The 19,156-nt window shown below is 64.4% G+C and carries 13 protein-coding genes; 2 read left to right on the top strand and 11 right to left on the bottom strand.

Annotated elements, in window-relative coordinates; translation table 11 throughout:
• The first annotated feature begins 65 nt into the window (after nucleotides 1–65).
• A complete protein-coding gene (gene pepN, locus NKH71_RS17195) occupies nucleotides 66–2,711 on the top strand; it encodes an aminopeptidase N (RefSeq protein WP_352895196.1) in 2,646 nt (881 codons plus the stop codon).
• A gap of 181 nt (nucleotides 2,712–2,892) precedes the next feature.
• On the top strand, nucleotides 2,893–5,220 hold the full coding sequence (locus tag NKH71_RS17190) for a PAS domain-containing sensor histidine kinase (protein WP_023718378.1): 2,328 nt from the start codon (nucleotides 2,893–2,895) through the stop codon (nucleotides 5,218–5,220).
• A 52-nt stretch (nucleotides 5,221–5,272) separates the two neighbouring features.
• On the opposite strand, the gene NKH71_RS17185 is transcribed toward NKH71_RS17190, so the two are convergent.
• The 11 genes from NKH71_RS17185 to NKH71_RS17135 all read right to left on the bottom strand — a co-directional run bounded on the left by NKH71_RS17185 (nucleotide 5,273) and on the right by NKH71_RS17135 (nucleotide 19,153).
• Nucleotides 5,273–5,743: an EF-hand domain-containing protein gene (locus NKH71_RS17185; RefSeq protein WP_352481890.1), complete on the bottom strand. Its 471-nt coding sequence runs from the start codon at nucleotides 5,741–5,743 to the stop codon at nucleotides 5,273–5,275.
• Nucleotides 5,744–5,888: 145 nt separating this feature from the next.
• On the bottom strand, nucleotides 5,889–8,855 hold the full coding sequence (locus NKH71_RS17180) for a bifunctional [glutamine synthetase] adenylyltransferase/[glutamine synthetase]-adenylyl-L-tyrosine phosphorylase (RefSeq protein WP_352515682.1): 2,967 nt from the start codon (nucleotides 8,853–8,855) through the stop codon (nucleotides 5,889–5,891).
• A complete protein-coding gene (locus NKH71_RS17175; protein WP_352481892.1) occupies nucleotides 8,855–10,324 on the bottom strand; it encodes a sensor histidine kinase in 1,470 nt (489 codons plus the stop codon). Before NKH71_RS17175 ends, NKH71_RS17180 begins: the two co-directional genes overlap by 1 nt.
• Nucleotides 10,325–10,330: 6 nt before the next feature.
• On the bottom strand, nucleotides 10,331–11,005 hold the full coding sequence (locus NKH71_RS17170; RefSeq protein ID WP_254819962.1) for a response regulator transcription factor: 675 nt from the start codon (nucleotides 11,003–11,005) through the stop codon (nucleotides 10,331–10,333).
• A gap of 299 nt (nucleotides 11,006–11,304) precedes the next feature.
• Nucleotides 11,305–12,861 carry a Do family serine endopeptidase gene (locus NKH71_RS17165; protein WP_352895195.1) on the bottom strand — a complete coding sequence of 519 codons (1,557 nt, stop codon included), beginning with the start codon at nucleotides 12,859–12,861 and terminating at the stop codon, nucleotides 11,305–11,307.
• 116 nt (nucleotides 12,862–12,977) lie between these two features.
• A complete protein-coding gene (locus tag NKH71_RS17160; RefSeq protein ID WP_352481894.1) occupies nucleotides 12,978–13,445 on the bottom strand; it encodes a cytochrome c-type biogenesis protein in 468 nt (155 codons plus the stop codon).
• Complete coding sequence (locus NKH71_RS17155) at nucleotides 13,442–15,430, bottom strand: heme lyase CcmF/NrfE family subunit (protein ID WP_352494823.1); 1,989 nt, start codon at nucleotides 15,428–15,430, stop codon at nucleotides 13,442–13,444. The genes NKH71_RS17160 and NKH71_RS17155 overlap by 4 nt, the downstream gene beginning before the upstream one ends.
• Nucleotides 15,431–15,501: 71 nt before the next feature.
• On the bottom strand, nucleotides 15,502–15,945 hold the full coding sequence (gene ccmE, locus NKH71_RS17150; protein ID WP_023718386.1) for a cytochrome c maturation protein CcmE: 444 nt from the start codon (nucleotides 15,943–15,945) through the stop codon (nucleotides 15,502–15,504).
• A gap of 3 nt (nucleotides 15,946–15,948) precedes the next feature.
• On the bottom strand, nucleotides 15,949–17,079 hold the full coding sequence (gene ccmI / locus NKH71_RS17145; RefSeq protein ID WP_023718387.1) for a c-type cytochrome biogenesis protein CcmI: 1,131 nt from the start codon (nucleotides 17,077–17,079) through the stop codon (nucleotides 15,949–15,951).
• A gap of 117 nt (nucleotides 17,080–17,196) precedes the next feature.
• The gene (locus NKH71_RS17140; protein WP_352848216.1) at nucleotides 17,197–17,631 is read right to left on the bottom strand and encodes an RT0821/Lpp0805 family surface protein; all 435 of its coding nucleotides are present in this window, start codon (nucleotides 17,629–17,631) and stop codon (nucleotides 17,197–17,199) included.
• Nucleotides 17,632–17,740: 109 nt separating this feature from the next.
• Nucleotides 17,741–19,153: an ATP-binding protein gene (locus NKH71_RS17135; protein ID WP_051409642.1), complete on the bottom strand. Its 1,413-nt coding sequence runs from the start codon at nucleotides 19,151–19,153 to the stop codon at nucleotides 17,741–17,743.
• Between the last annotated feature and the right edge of the window lie 3 nt (nucleotides 19,154–19,156).

Raw genomic sequence — 19,156 nt, 5'->3', positions numbered from 1 at the left:
GACTTCAATTTATTTGGACCAGCGGACCCGCCCGCCACTCCCGGATCGACAGGAAAAATCAAGGAATGCGCACCGATACCGGCCAGGTCTTCAAGCTCGAAGACTATCGCCCCAGCGATTATCTCATTCCGGAAACCAGCCTGACTTTCCGCCTTTCACCTGAAGCAACGCATGTCACCGCCGTGCTGGCGGTCGAACGCCGCGACGGGATTGCGGCATCAGTGCCGCTGGTGCTCGATGGCGACGGGCTGACGCTCAGCAGCATCGCCATCGACGGCCAGGAAACGAGCCCTGCGGATTTTCTCGCCACGCCCGATCAACTGACAATCGTCAGCCCCCCTGCGGCAAGGCGCTTCCAACTGAGAATCGAAACCGTGCTGGCGCCGGCGCGGAACGAAGCGCTTATGGGCCTCTATCGCTCCAGCGACGTCTATTGCACGCAGTGCGAGGCCGAAGGCTTTCGCCGCATCACTTATTTCCTCGACCGCCCCGACATCCTGTCGGTCTATACGGTGCGCATCGAAGCTCAGCGCCGTGAGGCGCCGCTGCTTTTGTCCAACGGCAACCCGGCCGGCAGCGGCGAACTTGCCGGCGGCAGGCACTATGCGGTCTGGCACGACCCGTTCCCCAAGCCGTCCTATTTGTTTGCGCTGGTGGCGGGCGACCTCGGCAAGATCTCGGACAGTTTCGTTACCCTGTCTGGCCGCAACGTCGAGCTCGGAATCTATGTCGAACCGGGCAAGGAGAGGCTCGCCGGCTACGCCATGGATGCCTTGAAACGCTCGATGAAATGGGACGAGGAGGCGTTCGGCCGCGAATACGACCTCGATGTCTTCAACATCGTCGCCGTATCCGACTTCAATATGGGCGCGATGGAGAACAAGGGTCTCAACATCTTCAACGACAAGTATGTGCTGGCCGACCAGGAAACCGCGACGGACGCCGATTTCGCCAACATCGAAGCCATCGTTGCCCATGAGTATTTCCACAATTGGACAGGTAACAGAATCACTTGCCGCGACTGGTTCCAGCTTTGCCTGAAGGAAGGCCTGACCGTTTTCCGCGACCACGAATTCTCCGCCGATCAGCGCTCGCGCGCCGTCAAGCGCATCGCCGAGGTGCGTACGCTGCGCGCCCATCAGTTTCCCGAGGACCAGGGGCCGCTGGCGCATCCCGTGCGGCCGCGCCGCTACCGCGAGATCAACAATTTCTACACGGCGACGGTCTACGAAAAGGGCTCGGAAGTCGTGCGCATGATCCATACCATCCTCGGCGCCGAGACGTTCCGCGCCGGCATGGACCTGTACTTCGAACGTCACGACGGCCAGGCGGCGACGATCGAAGACTTCATCAAGGTGTTCGAAGACGTCTCCGGTCGCGACCTGTCGCAGTTTTCGCTGTGGTACCATCAGGCCGGTACGCCGAACCTGACCGTCAGTTCAGCATATAATCCGGCGGCGCGAGAATTCACGCTCGAAATCGAGCAGTCGGTGCCGCCAACACCGGCGGAAAGCCGCAAGCGGCTGATGCACATTCCGCTTGCCTTCGGCCTGGTTGGCGCCGGTGGCGAGGCGATAGCGCATAGCGGCGTCGAAGGGGCGAACGTCGAGGACAGTGTCATCCATATCCGCAAACGTCGCCATGTCGTCAGGTTTTCCGGGATTGCCGAGCGTCCGGCCATGTCGCTCAACCGTGGCTTTTCGGCGCCGGTGACGCTTTCGGTCGAGCAACGGCCCGACGACCAGTTTTTTCTGGCTGGCCATGACAGCGACGCCTTCTCGCGCTGGCAGGCGTTCAACACGCTTTTGACCGATGCCCTGATTGCAGCCTTCCGTCAGATCCTGGACCACAGGCAACCCGAGTTCAGCGCCCGGCTGACCGAGCTTGCGGGCAAGATAGCCGGCGACGAAGCACTCGAACCCGCCTATCGGGCATTGGCGCTGGCGCTGCCCGGCGAGGCCGATATCGCCCGCGACATTGGCAAGAACATCGACCCCGACGCCATTTTCGCGGCGCGCGAGGCGCTAGTGGTTGCGATCGCCGAGACCAACAGCGAGATATTCTCCAAACTCTACGATCGGCTCGCCGACAATGGTCCGTTCAGCCCGGATGCGACCAGTGCCGGGCGGCGTGCACTGCGCAATGTCCTGCTGGATTATCTCTGCTTGCTGCCGGGAGGCGCGGAACTCGCTGCCCGGCACTTCCAGTCGGCGACCAACATGACCGACCGGGCCGCGGCGTTGACCGTGCTTGCGCACCGTCACCACGGCTCACCGGAGGCGACCAAGGCGCTGGCCGATTTCGAGGCGAGATATGCAACCGATGCGCTGGTCATGGACAAATGGTTCCAGATCCAGGCCAGTGTGCCCGGCCCGCAAACCGTCGATGCGGTGCGCGCTTTGACCGGCCACCCGACGTTCTCGATGGCCAACCCGAACCGGGTGCGCTCACTCATCGGTACGTTTTCCAGCGCCAACCAGACCGGCTTCCATAGCGCCGACGGCGAGGGCTACCGGCTTTTCGTCGAAACGGTGCTGCAGGTGGAAAAGCGCAACCCGCAGGTGGCCGCCAGGCTGGCGACGGCGCTCAGGTCTTGGCGGTCGCTCGAACCGGTGCGGCAGGCCAAGGCAAGGGAGGCGCTGCTTTCGATCGCCAATGCAGAGAAGCTGTCGGCCGATTTGCGAGACATCGTCGAGCGCACGCTGGCCTGACAACGCGCCGGCTCACCACCACAATGGCGTCTCGCCCGAAAACCGCATTATTTTAGTCGATTTTTAATCTTTTTTCGCCGCGCCTCTGGACAAGGCGAATCACCTTTGATTCTTTACAGACGATTCGGAAGTGCGGCGTTGCCGGATCGTCAAGCAGATTGAAAATCGGGGAGTGCCATTTATGGCGAAGGCGGACGCGTGGGGCGCGCCCGGTGGGACGGCTTTTGAGCGACGCGAGGCGCGAAGCGACGGTCTCGCCGGCAATACGCGGCTCATCGCCGAACCTGCCTACCGACGGCTGCTGGCAGCCGAGCCGCTGTTGCGGCGATCGATACCGGCCCTCATCATCATCTTTCTGTTGATCATTGCAGTATTGCGCTTTCTGTCGCTGATGAACGAGCGCGACGAGATCGAGCGCGACGCCAAGGCGATCCTTGCGCTGGCCGCGGGCCAACTGGCCAGTTCGATCGCTGCCGACGCGACCATGGTTTCGACGCCCGGCGCGATCCAGGACCTGCTGGAGGGAACCGGCCGTCAGGGCGCGATGGGCCGAAGCCACGTACTGGCGATCACCGACAGCGCCTTCAAGATCATTGCCGTATCGCCGCAGTCGACGCACTGGGAGGGGCGATCGCTCGATGGCGTCGTGCAGGGCGGGCAGCCGCTGTTCATGTTCGGCGACCGCGCCGGGGTGATGGAGGTCAGCATCGGCGGACAGGACTGGTACGCGGCGGTGAGCCTGGCGAATGGCCGAAGGGGTGCCGCGGCAGCCTTTGTGCCGCAGGAGGCAGTTTTTGACACCTGGCGCAAGACGGTCTCGCTCAACGTCACGCTGTTTGTGCTGACGGCCGGCGTGCTGATCATCATCCTCTACGCCTATTTCGGCCAGGCGGCGCGCGCCCAGGCCGCCGACCGCATCTATCTCGAAGCCCACCAGCGCATCGACATGGCGCTGGTGCGCGGCCGCTGCGGCCTGTGGGACTGGGACATGGTGCGCGGCAAGATGTACTGGTCGCGCTCGATGTACGACATGCTGGGCTACGAGCCTTGCGACACGATGCTGTCGTTCGGCGAAGTCGACGAAATCATCCATCCCGAGGACGGCGATTTGTTTGAACTCGCCAACAGGATCGTCGGGCGCGAGATCGACCACATCGACCAGGTGTTCCGGATGCGTCATGCCGACGGGCAATGGGTCTGGATGCGGGCAAGAGCACAGGTTATCGACCCGGAAGCCCCGGAGATCCAGCTGATCGGCATCGCCGTCGACGTCACCGAGCAGCGGCACCTGGCGCTGCGCTCCGAAGCCGCGGACCTGCGCCTGAGGACAGCCATCGAAAACATCAACGAATCCTTCGTGCTGTGGGATTCGTCCGAGCGCCTGATCATGTGCAATTCCAAATACCAGCAGGATAACGGCCTGTCGGATCGCGACGTGATGCCGGGCGCCCCGCGCGCCGTGCTGGATGAACGCATGTTGGCGTTCGCCTCGGAGCGGCGGCTTGCCAATACCAACGGACCGCAGGGGGGCGTGACCTTCGAGCGCCAGCTTGCCGACGGCCGCTGGCTTCAGGTGAACGAATTGCGGACAAGGGACGGCGGCACCGTCTCGGTCGGCTCCGACATCACCCAGATCAAGCTGCACCAGGAGAAGCTGGTCGACAGCGAGCGCCGTTTGATGGCAACGATCCACGACCTCAGCCTTGCCCGTCGGGCGGAAGAAGAACGGGCCCGCGAACTCGTCGAGCTCAATCGCAAATACATGAAGGAAACCGAGCGGGCGGAAGCGGCGAACCGGGCCAAATCTGAATTCCTGGCCAATATGTCGCACGAGTTGCGCACGCCGCTCAACGCGATCATCGGCTTTTCGGAACTGATGGAACGGGGCCTGTTCGGGCCGCTGGGTTCGCCGCGCTACGAAGAGTATGCCACCGACATCAACGGCAGCGGCAAATATCTTCTCGGCGTCATCAACGATATCCTCGACATGTCGAAGATCGAGGCCGGCCAGTTCGCGCTGGATCAGGAACAAATCGATCTCTGCCCGCTGATCAGGGAAACGGTTCGCGTCGTTTCGCTGCAGGCGGCGGAAAAATCGATCACCGTCGAAACCCGCATCGCCGATTCGCTGACGCTGTTCGCCGACCGCAGGGCGATCAAGCAGATCCTCATCAATTTGTTATCGAATGCCGTGAAGTTCACCGGGCAAGGCGGCCACATCTCGGTCAGGGCCCGCAGCATTTCCAGCGCGCTGATCCTGACGATCGAGGACAATGGCTGCGGCATCCCGAAGGCGGCGCTGAGCAAGCTCGGGCGGCCGTTCGAACAGGTGCAAAACCAGTTCTCCAAGAGCCATGCCGGCTCCGGCCTCGGCCTCGCCATCTCGCGCTCGCTGGCCGAGCTTCAGGGTGGCGCGTTGAAGATCCGCTCGACCGAAAGCGTCGGCACGATCGTCTCGGTACGCATCCCGATCAAGAAAGCCACGCAGGCGGTCAAGGCCGCTGCCTGAAACGACAAAATAAGTCTCCGGCGGCTCGCGCCGCCGGAGAGGTTATTAATTCTCACTGCATGCCGTCATTGCCGTCGCCGCCCCATTGGTGGTGACGGCCGGGACCCTTCGGCAGTTCGTTCTTCTCGATCTTGCCGTCATTGTCGCGGTCGAGCATGGCGAACACCTTCTTCTGGCGGCTGGTGATGTCGTCGGCGGTCAGCGTGCCGTCGCCCTTGGTGTCGTAGCGGGCGATGATGCGCCTGGCCATCTGCTCGAAGCGTGCCTTCTCCAGCGCGTCGGCGAGCTGTGCCACGGTCAGCTTGCCGCCATTGTCGGCGACCATCTTCTTCAGCCGCGCGTTCATGGCGTCGGAGAACTGGTCGAAGGTGATGGTGCCGTCATTGTCCTTCATGACCTTACCGAGGCGCATCATCATGCCCTCGCGCGGCCCGGCGCCGGAGTGCTCGTCTGCATAGGCAGCGGTGCCGACGGCGCCGGCCAGGGCTGCGAAAACGAGTGCAAGTCTGGTCGTCTTTCTCATGGTCTTCTCCTGTTGCATCGTCACCCCCGATGCTAGAGCGGCAGATCTTCAATCCCCGCTCTATCTCCTTGTTTGAGCATCGGAAGCTCCCAAAGCAGGTCGCCACTTTTGGCTCCGATGCTCTCGCCCGTTCGGCCGATTGCCGTCACGGTTGTTTCGCACGAAGCAAAAGGTCAAAATCCTTTCTGACCTTCTGCGACGTCTCCTTGAGGTGCGCTTCAAGCACACCGAAATCCGGCAGGTCGGTGACCGCCAGAAGCAGATCCGAAAGCCCTGGCGGAACGTCGTCGCGTTCGAACGCGCCGGTAAGGCAAAGCCGTATTATCTGGGTCAGCGCCAGATAGAGCGAATAGGCATCCACCAGTTCCTGCCTGACCTGGGCGCTGGCGAAATCCGGCGCCAGGCGCGACAGGATGTCAGCCGTGCCGGTGGCCCTGCGGCCTGCCTCGATCTTTCCGGTAATCACCGCAACCTGGGCGATGAATTCGAGATCGATGAGGCCGCCCGGGATCAGCTTGATGTCCCAGGTATCGCGCGGCGGCTTCTCCTTGTCGACCATGGCGCGCATCTCGGATGCCTCGGCCATCACCTTGACTGGATCGCGCGGCAGAGCGAGCACTGCGGCAACTTCCCCTTCGACCTCGCGGCAGAGCTCGGCATCGCCGCCGATCGCGCGGGCTCGCGCCAGCGCCATGTGCTCCCATGTCCAGGCGTCCTGGCGCTGATACTTCTTGAAGGCGTCGACATGCGTGGCCACCGGCCCCTTATTGCCGGACGGCCGAAGGCGAAGGTCGAGCTCGTAGAGCACGCCCTCGGCGGTCGGCGCGGAAACGGCGGCGATCAGCCGCTGCGTCAGCCGGCTGTAGTAATGCGACGGGGCAAGCGGCTTGTCGCCGTCGGACTCCTCGGCATCGGCGTCGTGATCGTAGAGCAGGATGAGGTCGACGTCGGAACCTGCCGTCAGTTCGCGGCTGCCGAGCTTGCCCATGCCGAGCAGTGCGACCCTGCCGCCGGCAGTACGGCCATGACGCAGCACAAATTCCGCCGTCACCGTCTGCAATGCCGCCTCGATGGTCAGATCGGCGAGGTCGGAAAAAGCGCGGCCGGCGCGCGGCGGATCGATTGACCCGGCAAGCAGCCTTACGCCGATCAGGAACTTTTGCTCCGAAGCAAATATGCGCAGTCGGTCGAGCACATCCTCATAGGCCCTGTCGCCTTCGAGGAAGGCGGCAAGACGCGCCGACAGATAGGCGCGGTTGGGCAATTCGCTCAGCAGCGCCGGATCGAGCAGGCCGTCGAAGACATGTGGCCGGCGCGTGATGATGGCGGCCAGCCGCGGTGCCGCGCCCATGATCGTCGCCATCAGCTTCAGCAAAGCCGGGTTCGAATGCAGCAGTGAAAACAGCTGGATGCCGGCAGGCAGGCCGGCAAGGAATTCGTCGAAGCGGATCACTGCCTCGTCCGCCCGCCGCGTCTGGCCGAAGGCTTGCAGCAGCGCCGGCGTCAGTTCGGTCAGCCGCTCGCGCGCTTCCGCCGACCGGGTGACGCGATACCGGCCGAAGTGCCAGCCGCGGATAACCCGGCAGATGTCGCTCGGCCGCTGGAAGCCGAGCCGCTTCAGGGTCTGCAAGGTGTCGGGATCGTCGACGTCGCCGGTAAAGACCAGATTGCCGATGCCTGCCGAAAGCTCCGGCGCGGTTTCAAACAGCGCTGCATAGTGGCGCTCGACCTGGTGCAGCGCCGCGCGAAACGCTTCGGCAAAGCCTGCCGCATCGGCAAAGCCCAGCATGCGGGCGACGCGCTCCAGCCCCTCTTCGTCCTCCGGCAGGATGTGCGTCTGCTGGTCGGCAACCATCTGGATGGCGTGCTCGACGCGGCGCAGGAACCAGTATTGCCTGGTGAGCGCCTCGCGCGCATCCGCAGTGATCCAGCCACGCGCGGAGAGTTCGCCAAGCATCGGCACGGTCTCGCGGCCGCGCAGTTCGGGAAAGCGACCGCCGGCGATGAGCTGCTGGGTCTGGACGAAGAACTCGATCTCGCGGATGCCGCCGCGGCCGAGCTTGACGTTGTGGCCCTTGACCGCGACCTCGCCATGGCCCTTGTGGGCGTGGATCTGGCGCTTGATCGAATGGACGTCGGCGATCGCCGCATAGTCCATGTATTTGCGCCAGATATAGGGCTGCAGTTCCTTCAGGAACGCGGCGCCGGCGGCAAGATCGCCAGCCACCGGGCGCGCCTTGATCATGGCGGCGCGCTCCCAGTTCTGGCCGCGCGCCTCATAGTAGCGCAGCGCCGCCTCGACCGGGATCGCCAGCGGCGTCGAGCCGGGGTCGGGACGAAGCCTGAGATCGGTGCGGAAGACGTAACCGTGCTCGGTGCGGTCCTGGAGAATGCGGACCAGCCGGCGGGTCAGGCGCGAAAACAGCTCGGTGGCATCGAGCGGATCGACGACGGCAGGCGCATCGGGGTCGAAGAAGACGACGAGGTCGATGTCGGAGGAGAAGTTCAGCTCATGCGCACCGAGCTTGCCCATGCCGAGCAGGATCCAGCCCGAGCGTTGCGCCGGATTTTTCGGATCCGGCAAACTGAGCTTGCCTTGCTCATGCGCGTCGCGGAGCAGGAAATCGACGGCTGCACGCGTGCAGGCGTCGGCAAGGTCGCTCAGTCGCCGCACCGTCAGCGAAGTCTCGGCCTCGCCGGCGAGATCGGCCAAGGCGATCAGGAAATGCGCCTCCGCCTTGCATCGGCGCAGCTCCATCATCAGGCTGCCTTCGGAGACGGCCTCTGCGCGCGCTGCCTTGTCGACCGCGGCGCCGATCGATGACAGCCGCGCCTCGATGGTCTCGTCAAAAAGCGCATCGAGGATTCGCGGCCGGCGGCGCGCGGTATCGCGCAGGAACGGCGACAGGTCGAAAACGGCGGCGAGGAAATCCTGGACGACCCCCTTGCCGGCGAGAAATTTCGCCAGTCGCGGCAGTTCTTCCTGCCGCGCGGCGTCGGCGATCTCCGCCAATTCCTGCCTGGCGCGGCTTGCATCCAGCGGAACGAGCTTTACCGCCGGCTTCAAAAGCCAGTCCGTCTCGCGGCGTCGCGCTGCCATCCTCGCCACCATCAGCGATCCTCCCGCCCGGGAAAACTCATGACGACGGACAATCCGGGATTGCCGGGCAGAAGCTCAAGCCGTCCATTGTGGAACGTCATGATCGCCTTGGCGAGGCTCAAGCCAAGGCCGGAACCCGGCTGCGAGCGGCTCTTTTCCAGCCGCACGAAACGCTCGGTCACCCTGGCGCGGTCGACATCGTCGGGAATGCCCTGGCCGTTGTCGGAAACAGCAAGCCTGATCTCGCCATCGATACGCTCCAGCGTCACGCGAACCGTAGGCCTGGAGGTCGAGTCGGTCGAATATTTGATCGCGTTGTCGACGATATTGGACAGCGCCTGGCCGATCAGCTCGCGATTGCCGTTGACGGCGAAGGCACCCTGTACCGAGGTTTCGAGCGTCACACCCGCCTCTTCCGCCACAGGCTCGTAGAGTTCGACGACGTCGTGCACGGCAGCGGCCAGGTCGACCCTGGTGGTGCTTTCGGAGGAATAGCCGGCCTCCAGCCGTGAGATCATCAGGATGGCGTTGAAGGTCTTTATCAGCTGATCGGATTCGGCGATCGTTCCTTCCAGCGCCTGTCGGTAGTCGCTGGTGTTGTGCTTGCCGGAAAGCGTCGCTTCGGCGCGATTGCGCAGCCTGGTCAGCGGCGTTTTCAGGTCGTGGGCGATGTTGTCGGAGACCTGCTTCAGCCCCTCGTTCAACGTGGCGATCCTGGCCAGCATGGAATTGAGGTTTTCCGACAGCCGGTCGAACTCGTCGCCGGCGCCGGTGACCGGCAGCCGGCCGGAAAGATCGCCGCCCATGATGCGGCGGCTCGCCTCCGACACGCTGTCGATGCGCTTCAGCGCCGCGCGCCCGACGAAGAACCAGATCAGCAGCCCGCCGACGCCCATCATGCCGAGCGCCAGCATCAAGGCGCGGCGAATGACGGCGCGGAAGCGCTCCGGCTCGCCGAGGTCGCGGCCAACCAGCATGATCATCTGGTTGGGCAGGCGCAGCACCAGGGCGATGGCATTATGGCCCTTCTCGCCTTCGGCCTGTACTTCGCTCTGGGCGGGCTCGTTCGGGTCGGAGACCGGGTTGCGCTGCCGCTCGAGCTCGCCCTCGCCGAAGCGGCGGTAGGAGAACGGTTCGGTGGTCCAGCCCTCGGCCTCGATCACGCCCGGCTCCAGGCTCTGCACGTTGCCGGTCAGGATCTGGCCGTTGGCATCGGCGATCAGATAGAGATTGGCGCCGGGCTGGCGGGAGCGCTGCTCGACGACGCGGACCAGCACCGGCAGGCCGCCGCGCTGATAGGCGCGGGCAAGGCCGAGTACCTCGTCGTTGATCGTCTCCTGCGTCTGGGCAGTCAGCATGCGCGCCGAGAGCGAGGTCATGTACAAGACCAGCAGCACAGCGCACAGCGCAAAAAGCAGAAGATAAAGCGCTGAAAGCCGCGCTGCCGTCGTCCTCATGATGGCCGGCACGGAAAGGGCCATGGGGTTCTAGCCGCTTTTCAGCATATAGCCGGCGCCGCGAACCGTGTGCAGGATCGGCTTGTCGAAGCCCTTCTCAATCTTGCCGCGCAGCCGCGAGATATGAACGTCGATGACGTTGGTCTGCGGATCGAAATGGTAGTCCCAGACGTTCTCGAGCAGCATGGTGCGCGTCACTACCTGGCCGGCATGGCGCATCAAATATTCGAGCAGGCGGAACTCGCGCGGCTGTAGCGTTATCTCGCGCCCGGCGCGCCGCACCGAATGCGACAGCCGGTCGAGTTCGAGATCACCGACCCGGTAGACGGTTTCTGCCTCCCTGGCGCTGGCGCGGCGGTTCAGCACCTCGACGCGGGCGAGCAGTTCGGAAAAGGCGTAGGGCTTGGTCAGATAGTCGTCGCCGCCGGCACGCAGACCGGTGACCCGGTCGTCGACTTCGCCGAGCGCCGACAGGATCAGCACGGGCGTCGTATTGCCTCTGGACCTGAGCCCGGCAATGACGGACAGGCCGTCGCGGCGCGGCATCATGCGGTCGACGACCATGACGTCATAGTCGCCGGAATCAGCGAGTGCGAAGCCGGTTTCGCCGTCTCCGGCGACATGGGCGGTATGGCCAGCCTCGGCGAACGCCTTCTGCAGGTAGTCGGCCGCCTCGCGATCGTCTTCTATGACGAGAATCTTCATAGAACCGTTATACGCGATTTCGCTGGAAGATTGAGTGGCCGGCATATGCATCGTGGCCGTCTCCATGGCGTATCGCGAACAAGGTGATTCAGGGATACGCGGTAAGTCTTTGTTTTAGCATGCCGTAGCCTAAACCGCTTCACGCTTTGAGCGGCATGTTCGAGCGGCAGCGGGCGATCGGAAGCCCGCTGCCGCTGGGGCGGAACACGATGACTGACTAACGTATTCAGGCCCCGTGCTTTCCCGTGCGGCGGCTCGGGGGTGTGAAAACCGCCGCACCGGAAAAGTCGAGCCGGTCGTCAGCCCTTGGCGACAGGCAGCGCGACGAAGCGGTTGCTGTCGTCGCGGGTGATCTGCATCAGCACCGCCTTGCGTCCGGACTTCACCGCGTCGGCCATCGCCTTGTCGATGTCGCCGGTGCCGGTCACTTCCGTCGAATTGACGGAGGTGATGACGTCACCGGGCTGGATGCCGCGATCGGCGGCATCGCTGTCGGGGTCGACATCGGTCACCACAAGACCCTTGCCATTGTCGGACTTGGTGACGGTCAGGCCGAGATCGGCCAGCGTGTCGGTCTTCGGCGCGGGTGCAGGCTGCTGGTCGGCCGAGACCTGCTTGTCGCTCGACGGCAGCTTGCCGAGATCGACCTTGACCGCCTCGCTCTTACCGTTGCGCCACACCGTGACATCGACCGATTTGCCGGGCGGGTAAGCGCCGATCAGACGGGCGAGTTCCTTCGGCGAAGCAACGTCCTTGCCGTCCACCTGAGTGATCACGTCACCGGCAGTGATGCCGGCCTTCTTGCCGGGACTGTTGTCCTGCGCGCTGGCAACGAGCGCGCCCTTGCCGGACCCAAGGCCAAGCGACTCGGCGATTTCGGGCGTGACCGGCTGGATTTCGACGCCGAGCCAGCCGCGCTGGACTGTGCCGTTCTTCATCAGATCCTGCACGACCTGCTTGGCGGTCGAAGCGGGAATATCGAAGGCAATGCCGACGCTGCCGCCTGACGGCGAGAAAATCGCGGTGTTGATGCCGACGACCTGGCCGTTGAGATTGAAGGTCGGACCGCCCGAATTGCCGCGGTTCACCGAGGCGTCGATCTGGATGAAGTCGTCATAGGGACCGGCGCCGATATCGCGGCCGCGGGCCGAAACTATGCCTGCGGTAACCGTGCCGCCGAGGCCGAACGGATTGCCTACCGCCACCACCCAGTCGCCGACGCGAACCTTGGAATCATCGGCGAAGTCGACATAGGTGAACTTGCTGCCATCATTGACCTTGAGCACGGCAAGGTCGGTGCGCGGATCGGTGCCGATCAGCTTGGCGTCGAGTTCCTTGCCGTCATTGGTCACCACGGTGAAGGCGGTGCCTTCCTCGACGACATGGTTGTTGGTGACGAGATAGCCGTCATCGGAGATGAAGAAGCCCGACCCTTGCGCCACCGGCCGCGGCTGGTCGTTGTTGCGGTCACGGTGCCCAAAACGGCGCATTCCGTTCGGACCCTGGTCGCCGCCTTGGTCGCCAAAGCCGCGGAATTCGCGGAAGAACCGGCGCAGCTGCGGATTGTCGGGAAGATTGCCTAGGCCGTCCTCGTCGTCCATCTGGCCGGAACCGTCATCGGCCGTCGACTGGATCTTGGCCTTGACGCGCACGCTGACGACCGCCGGCGAAACGCGCTCGACCACATCGGCGAAGCTCGGGACCTGCGGTGCCTCGACACGCACGGCATCGGCCAGAACCGGGGCTGTCCCGGTGGCAACAGCACCAAAGCCGATCGCGCCGGCAATGGCTAGGGATGCGGCTGCGGCCAGCAGGCGTTTGCGGGTGCGAAGATATGAATTGGGGGCAACATTCATGGTTCTCGTATCCTCTTTTCAAGGGACGCCCCTTGATTGGCATCCTCGACAAAGGAAATAGAGAGCCGCACATTACGGCGCCATTTCCGGTACATGAAACTTTCGTAATGTTAGGATCAATCGCGGCGGAGTATCGCGTCCAACGCCGCCTTCTCGTCCGAGGTCAGGGCAGCGGTCGCTGTCGAGCGGCGCGAGCGAGCGGCCAGCAGGATGAACGTCCCGCCAACGAGCAGCAGAAGAACTGGCGTGCCCCAGAGCAAGGCATTGCGCAGATTGAAGCGCGGCTTCAGCAGCACAAATTCGCCGTAGCGCGAAACGACATAGTCCATCACCTGCTGATCGGTATCGCCGGCGACCAGGCGCTGGCGCACAAGGATGCGCAGGTCACGGGCAAGGTCGGCATCGGACTCGTCGATCGACTGATTCTGGCAGACCATGCAGCGCAAGCCTTCCGACAAAACGCGCGCCCTCGCCTCGAGCGCCGGGTCGGCGAGCACCTCGTCGGGCTTGACCGCCTGCGCGGCGCCGGCGAACAACAGCGCCAGCAAGAGGACCAGCGAGGCCAGCGTGACCCTTTGGCTCATGGCGGGCTCGCCGATGGCACGGCGCCCGCCGGCTTGCGGGACGACGGCGCGCCGACACGCAGGCGGCGGTCGAGCAGCGACATCGCCGCACCCGCCATCATCACCAGGCCGCCACCCCAGATCAGCGTCACCAGCGGCTTCCACCACAGACGAACGACTACAGAGCCGTCGCTGGCCTCGTCGCCAAGCGAGAGATAGAGCTGGCTGAAGGCGATCGTGCTGATGCCGGATTCGGTCGTTGTCATCTGGCGCACCGGGTATGAGCGCTTGGCTGAGGTGATCTCGCCAGCGATGCTGCCGTCAGCGCCAAGCAGGGCGAAGCGGCCGCGATCCTCGCTGTAGTTAGGCCCCTGGGCCGGGTAGAGCCCCTCGAAGCGCAGGGTGTGGCCGGACAGTTCGACTGTATCGCCGGCATGCATCGACAGAATTTTTTCGGTGCCGAAGCAAAGCGTGCCGACAATGCCGAGCGTCGTCAGGCCGAGGCCGAGATGCGCAAGCGCTGTGCCGAAGACCGAGCGCGGCAGGCCGGCGAAGCGCCTGAGCACGGTGGCGGGCGCGACGGTGCCGAAGCCGGATTTGACGGCGAGATCGGTGAACGCGCCGCAGATCAGCCAGAAGGCAAGGCCGACACCGAGTGCCGCCAACACCGAAGCGCCATCGATGAACAGGGCGGTCACCAGCACGGCGAGCAGCGCCGCCGCGAAAGCCGCCATCAGGCGTTGGGCGACCGCGAAAATGTCGCCGCGCTTCCAGGCGAGCAGTGGCCCGAACGGCACGACGACCAGCAGCGGCACCATCAGCGGGCCGAATGTCAGGTTGAAGAACGGCGCGCCGACAGAAATCTTGTCGGCCGAAAGCGCTTCGACTACGAGCGGGTAGAGCGTGCCGACCAGCACGGTGGCGGTGGCGGTGGTCAGGAACAGATTGTTGAGGACCAGCGCGCCTTCGCGCGAGATCGGGTGAAACAGGCCGCCGGCCGTCAGCCGGGAGGCGCGCAAGGCAAACAGCGCCAGCGAGCCGCCAATGAACAGCGTCAGGATGCAGAGGATGAAAACGCCGCGCGTCGGATCGGTGGCGAAGGCGTGGACTGAGGTCAGCACGCCGGAGCGCACCAGGAAGGTGCCGAGCAGCGACAGCGAGAAGGTCAGGATCGCCAGCAGCAGCGTCCAGATCTTCAGCGCCGAGCGCTTTTCCATGACAATCGCCGAATGCAGCAGCGCCGTGCCCGCCAGCCACGGCATGAAGGACGCGTTCTCGACCGGATCCCAGAACCAGAAGCCGCCCCAGCCGAGCTCGTAGTAGGCCCAGTAGGAGCCCATGGCGATGCCGCCGGTGAGGAACATCCAGGCGACCAGCGTCCACGGCCGCACCCAGCGCGCCCACGATGCGTCGATGCGGCCCTCGATGAGGGCGGCGACCGAGAAGGAAAAGCATATCGAAAAGCCGACATAGCCGAGATAGAGCAGCGGCGGATGGATGGCGAGGCCGAGATCCTGCAGGATCGGATTGAGATCGCGGCCCTCGATGGGCGCCGGATTGAGCCTGACGAACGGGTTCGACGTCGTCAGGATGAACAGCAAGAAAGTAGCGCCGATCGCTCCCTGCACCGCAAGCACATTGGCCCGGAGCGTCGCCGGAAGATTGCCGCCGAAGACGGCGACAAGCGCGCCGAAGAAGGTCAGGATCAGCACCCAGAGCAGCATCGAACCTTCGTGATTGCCCCAAGTGCCGGTGATCTTGTAGATCAGCGGCTGCAGCGAATGCGAGTTCTCCCAGACGCTCTCCACCGAAAAGTCGGAGCCTGCATACGCGGTCGCCAGCGCCACGAAGGACAGCGCTGTCAAGGCAAAGCCGGTCAGCGCGGCGGGTGCGCCGACGGCCATCATCTTGTGGTTGCCGGTGCGCGCACCGAACAGCGGCACCACCGTCTGCACCAGGGCCAGCGCAAACGCCAGGACCAGGGCGAAATGTCCGGTTTCAACCATTATCGCCGCGCTCGCCAGGTTTTGCCGCAGGTTCTTGCCGCAAAACCGTGGAACACTTTTGCGGAACCTCTCTAGTCACTCTTGCTCTCCTGCCAGACGCCCTTGGCCTTGAGGCCGTCCGCCACTTCCTTGGGCATATAGGTCTCATCATGCTTGGCGAGCACGCTGTCGGCGACAAAGATTCCGTCAGGGCCGAACGAGCCTTCGGTGATCACGCCCTGCCCTTCCCGGAAAAGGTCGGGAAGAATGCCGGTATAGGTAACCTTGACGTCCTTCTGGTTGTCGGTCACCGAAAAGGCGACGGTGGCGCCCTGGCTACGCTCTACTGTGCCTTTTTCGACGAGGCCGCCGAGCCTGATACGCTGGCCCGGCTGAAGGCTGGCGGTGGCCAGATCGGCCGGCATGTAGAAGTAGGAGGCCTTCTGGCCGAGCGCATAGAAGGTCAGCCCGGTGGCAACCCCGAGGAAGGCCAGCCCCGCAGCGATCACCGACAGTCGTTTCTGCTTGCGCGTCATCGTCTACTCCGTCGCCGTCACGCCGAGCGAGGCGGCAAAGGCGGTGAATTTCCTGGCCTGGTCGCTGTCCGCGCCAAAGACGGCGATACCGCGATTGAGTGCGTCACGCGCCTGATCTGTCTTGCCCAGCACGGCATAGGAACGAACGAGCTGCATCCACCCTTCCTCGTCGCGCGGATTTTGCCGAAGCTTTTCGTCGAGGCCGGCAACCATGGTGCTGATCATGGCTTGCCGGTCCTGCGGCGACATCGAGGAGGCAGCATCGATATCGTCGGCGCTCGGCCCTTTCGCGGGCGCCTCCGAAGCGACGTTGCGGGCGGCGGATTCAGCGAGCGCCTGCTCGACGGCACCGCGCCACGGCGAGCCCTGCGGCAAGGCGGCAAGCATCTTTTGCCAAGCCGCCGTCGCTTCAGCTGTGCGGCCTTCCTGCGCCAAGCCCATGGCGAGATAGAACGAGGCCTTCGGGTTTGCCGGATCGAGCTTCAGCGCCGCCTCGAAAGCAGCCTGGGCGTCGGCTGAAACGATGCCGCCGGCCGCATTGGCGATCGCCTCGCCGAGGCCGGCTTGACGGGCGGCACTGTCGCCGTCAAGGCGAATGGCATTGCGGTAGGCGGTTACCGCATCGGCGTATCGCTGCATGCGCAGATAGACCGGCGCCAGCACGTCCCAGCCGCGGCCATCGGACGGGTTGGCCGCAAGGTGCGCTTCGGCGCGTGCCACCAGCTCGTCCACCGAGCTGTCGGCGGGGTTCTTGGCCAGGCGTTCGCTGAGCGGCTGCGACGGCAGGTCGGGTGAGCCGAGCTGGCCGTAAAGGCCCCAGCTGACCAGCGGAACCACCAGCACGGCAGCGGTCGCCACCAGCCTTGTCGACCGCTGTGTCGCCGTCGTGCCGGCCGGGCCGGCATTGCTCAGGCGAAGGATGCGGCGGGCGATCTCGGCGCGCGCCTCTTCGGCCTCCATTGGCCGGATCAGGCCACGCGCCACGTCGCGGTCAAGCTCGGCCAATTGGTCGCGATAGACTTCAAGGTCGTGATCGCCGGCAGCGGACGTGTTCTTTGTTTCGCCCGCCAACGGCAGCAGCACCGCCAGGCTTGCGCCCAGCGTCAGGATTGCGGCTATGACCCAGAACAGCATGGCTCTTCCAATAGAACGAGACCCTTGCCCTGCCAACACAAGCGTGCTGCGACGCTTTGGCGGGACCGCTCCGATCGATAGTGCCGGACCGGGATCGGTGTATCAACGGCCGGCGAGCTACGTCAGCGGGGTCCAGCTGCCGTCGGCATTGCGACAGGCGGTTCCGCGCGCGGTGGCGCCGGCAGCGCCGGTAAACACCGTATGGGTGTATTGCCGGCAGTCCTGCGAGCCGACGCGATAGGGCTGGGCGGCGACAACTTCGCCGCGATGGGCCGAACTGTCGCTCTTCCACGCCACCTTCTGGCCGCTCGCCGTATATTCAAGCGCCTTGTATTCCGCCTCGAGCGCGCTGCGCTTCTCGGTCTCGCTCAAGCCGGTGCCGATCGAGCCACCGACGAGGCCGCCGCCCATGGCGGCGATGATCGTCGTCGCGACCTTGGCGCCACTGGGAGGCGTGGCGGCCGGTGTCACCGTAACGGCTGGGCCCTTGCCGAGCGTCGTACAGCCGGAGACGGCGAGCAGGGCGGAAACGAGCGCGACGCGAATCCTCATGCCAATACCGGCTTTCTTGAGCTGGACCGCCGCGCTGTCAGCAGGCTGGCGCGGCCATAATGTCGATGTTTATCGGAAATTTGGCCGCAGCCAGCCGCCCGGAAAAGCATTACTGAAGGCTCCGCAATCGAACCACCGCCTTCAATCCACCCATGACGGATCGTTCCAGCGCCAGAACGCCTCCATACTCGTTGATAAGGTCGGCGACAATGGCAAGTCCGAGCCCGCTGCCGGGTTTTGTCTCGTCGAGACGCCGTCCGCGCTGCAATGCCTCGCGCGCCTTGTCTTCGGGAATGCCGGGGCCGTCATCCTCGATGGCTATCTCGAATAGATTGGCCGCCCCTTCCCTGCCGGCGATGGGCTTGACGGAAACGGCGACCGCGCTCCTTGCCCATTTCATCGCATTGTCGAGCAGATTGCCGAGCAGCTCCTCAAGGTCCTCACGTTCGCCGGCAAAGACGATGTCGGTGGCCGGCAGCGAGAGCGAGAGCGCGGTCCGCGGGTTGAGCTTCTGCAGCACGCGCACCATGCGCTGGACCAGCGGCGCCACCGGCGTGCGGTAAACGACGCTGTCGCGCTGCGCGGCAACGCGGGCACGTTGCAGATAGTGGTCGACCTGCTTCTGCATGGAAGCGGCCTGCTCGGCGATGAGCTGGCCCTTGGCGCCACCCAGCGCCCGCCCCTCGTTGAGCAGCACGGCCAGCGGCGTCTTCAGCGAGTGCGCGAGGTTGCCGACCTGCGTGCGCGACCGCTCGACGATACGCCTGTTGTTCTCGATCAGCGCATTCGTCTCGTTGGCGAGCGGCTCGATCTCGGCCGGGAAGCGGCCGTCGAGGCGTTGCGCAGTTCCTTCGCGCACCATGGCAAGGGCATTCCTGACCCGGCGCAGCGGCTGCAGGCCGAGCAGGATGGCGATTGCATTGATGGCGATCATGCCGACGCCGAACAGCGACAGATAGGTCAAAAGGCGCCGCTGGAAGGTGGCGATTTCCTGCTCGAGCTCGGTCTGGTTGCCCATGACACGGAAGCGCGCGGCGCGGTTTTTCGCATCGAGGACGAACTCGCTCTCGAACACCTCCAGTTGCTCGCCTTCGATGCCGTCCGCCGAATAACTGCGCTGGAAGCTGGCATTGAATGGCACCTCGGCAACGCTTGGCGACGGGATCGCCTTGGTCATCGACGACGAATGGAGATCGCCGTGCACGCCTTCCGAGGCGGGCTCGACCGACCAGTACCAGCCGGAATTCGGCTCCGAGAACCTCAAATCGCCAAGGTCGGGAGCGCCGGTCAATTGGCCGCTTTCGGAAACGCCGACCGAGCCGATCAGGTTGAACAGATGCGCCGAGAGCAGGCTGTCGAAACCGCGCTCGCTGGCCTGGCGATAGAGCGTGGTGATCAAGGTGAAGATGACGACCAGAGTGAGGATCGCCCAGACCGTGGAAAAGGCGATGACGCGAAACGCCAGCGAACGCGGCCATGACCGCAGCGACGGCGTGTTCGAGACGGCGGGTTTTGTAGGCAGCGG

Source organism: Mesorhizobium sp. M0983, assembly GCF_040318975.1.
Classification (GTDB): domain Bacteria; phylum Pseudomonadota; class Alphaproteobacteria; order Rhizobiales; family Rhizobiaceae; genus Mesorhizobium.
Note: the sequence above shows the minus strand (reverse complement) of the source record. Positions and strands in the feature narration are given on the sequence as shown.

Coding starts and splice junctions, on each gene's coding strand:
- ccmI (WP_023718387.1), bottom strand. CDS start 17,079: ATGCTGTTCTGGGTCATAGCCGCAATCCTGACGCTGGGCGCAAGCCTG.
- NKH71_RS17175 (WP_352481892.1), bottom strand. CDS start 10,324: ATGGCCCTTTCCGTGCCGGCCATCATGAGGACGACGGCAGCGCGGCTT.
- NKH71_RS17165 (WP_352895195.1), bottom strand. CDS start 12,861: ATGAATGTTGCCCCCAATTCATATCTTCGCACCCGCAAACGCCTGCTG.
- ccmE (WP_023718386.1), bottom strand. CDS start 15,945: ATGACGCGCAAGCAGAAACGACTGTCGGTGATCGCTGCGGGGCTGGCC.
- NKH71_RS17160 (WP_352481894.1), bottom strand. CDS start 13,445: ATGAGCCAAAGGGTCACGCTGGCCTCGCTGGTCCTCTTGCTGGCGCTG.
- NKH71_RS17190 (WP_023718378.1), top strand. CDS start 2,893: ATGGCGAAGGCGGACGCGTGGGGCGCGCCCGGTGGGACGGCTTTTGAG.
- NKH71_RS17140 (WP_352848216.1), bottom strand. CDS start 17,631: ATGAGGATTCGCGTCGCGCTCGTTTCCGCCCTGCTCGCCGTCTCCGGC.
- NKH71_RS17185 (WP_352481890.1), bottom strand. CDS start 5,743: ATGAGAAAGACGACCAGACTTGCACTCGTTTTCGCAGCCCTGGCCGGC.
- NKH71_RS17180 (WP_352515682.1), bottom strand. CDS start 8,855: ATGGTGGCGAGGATGGCAGCGCGACGCCGCGAGACGGACTGGCTTTTG.
- NKH71_RS17155 (WP_352494823.1), bottom strand. CDS start 15,430: ATGGTTGAAACCGGACATTTCGCCCTGGTCCTGGCGTTTGCGCTGGCC.
- NKH71_RS17170 (WP_254819962.1), bottom strand. CDS start 11,005: ATGAAGATTCTCGTCATAGAAGACGATCGCGAGGCGGCCGACTACCTG.
- pepN (WP_352895196.1), top strand. CDS start 66: ATGCGCACCGATACCGGCCAGGTCTTCAAGCTCGAAGACTATCGCCCC.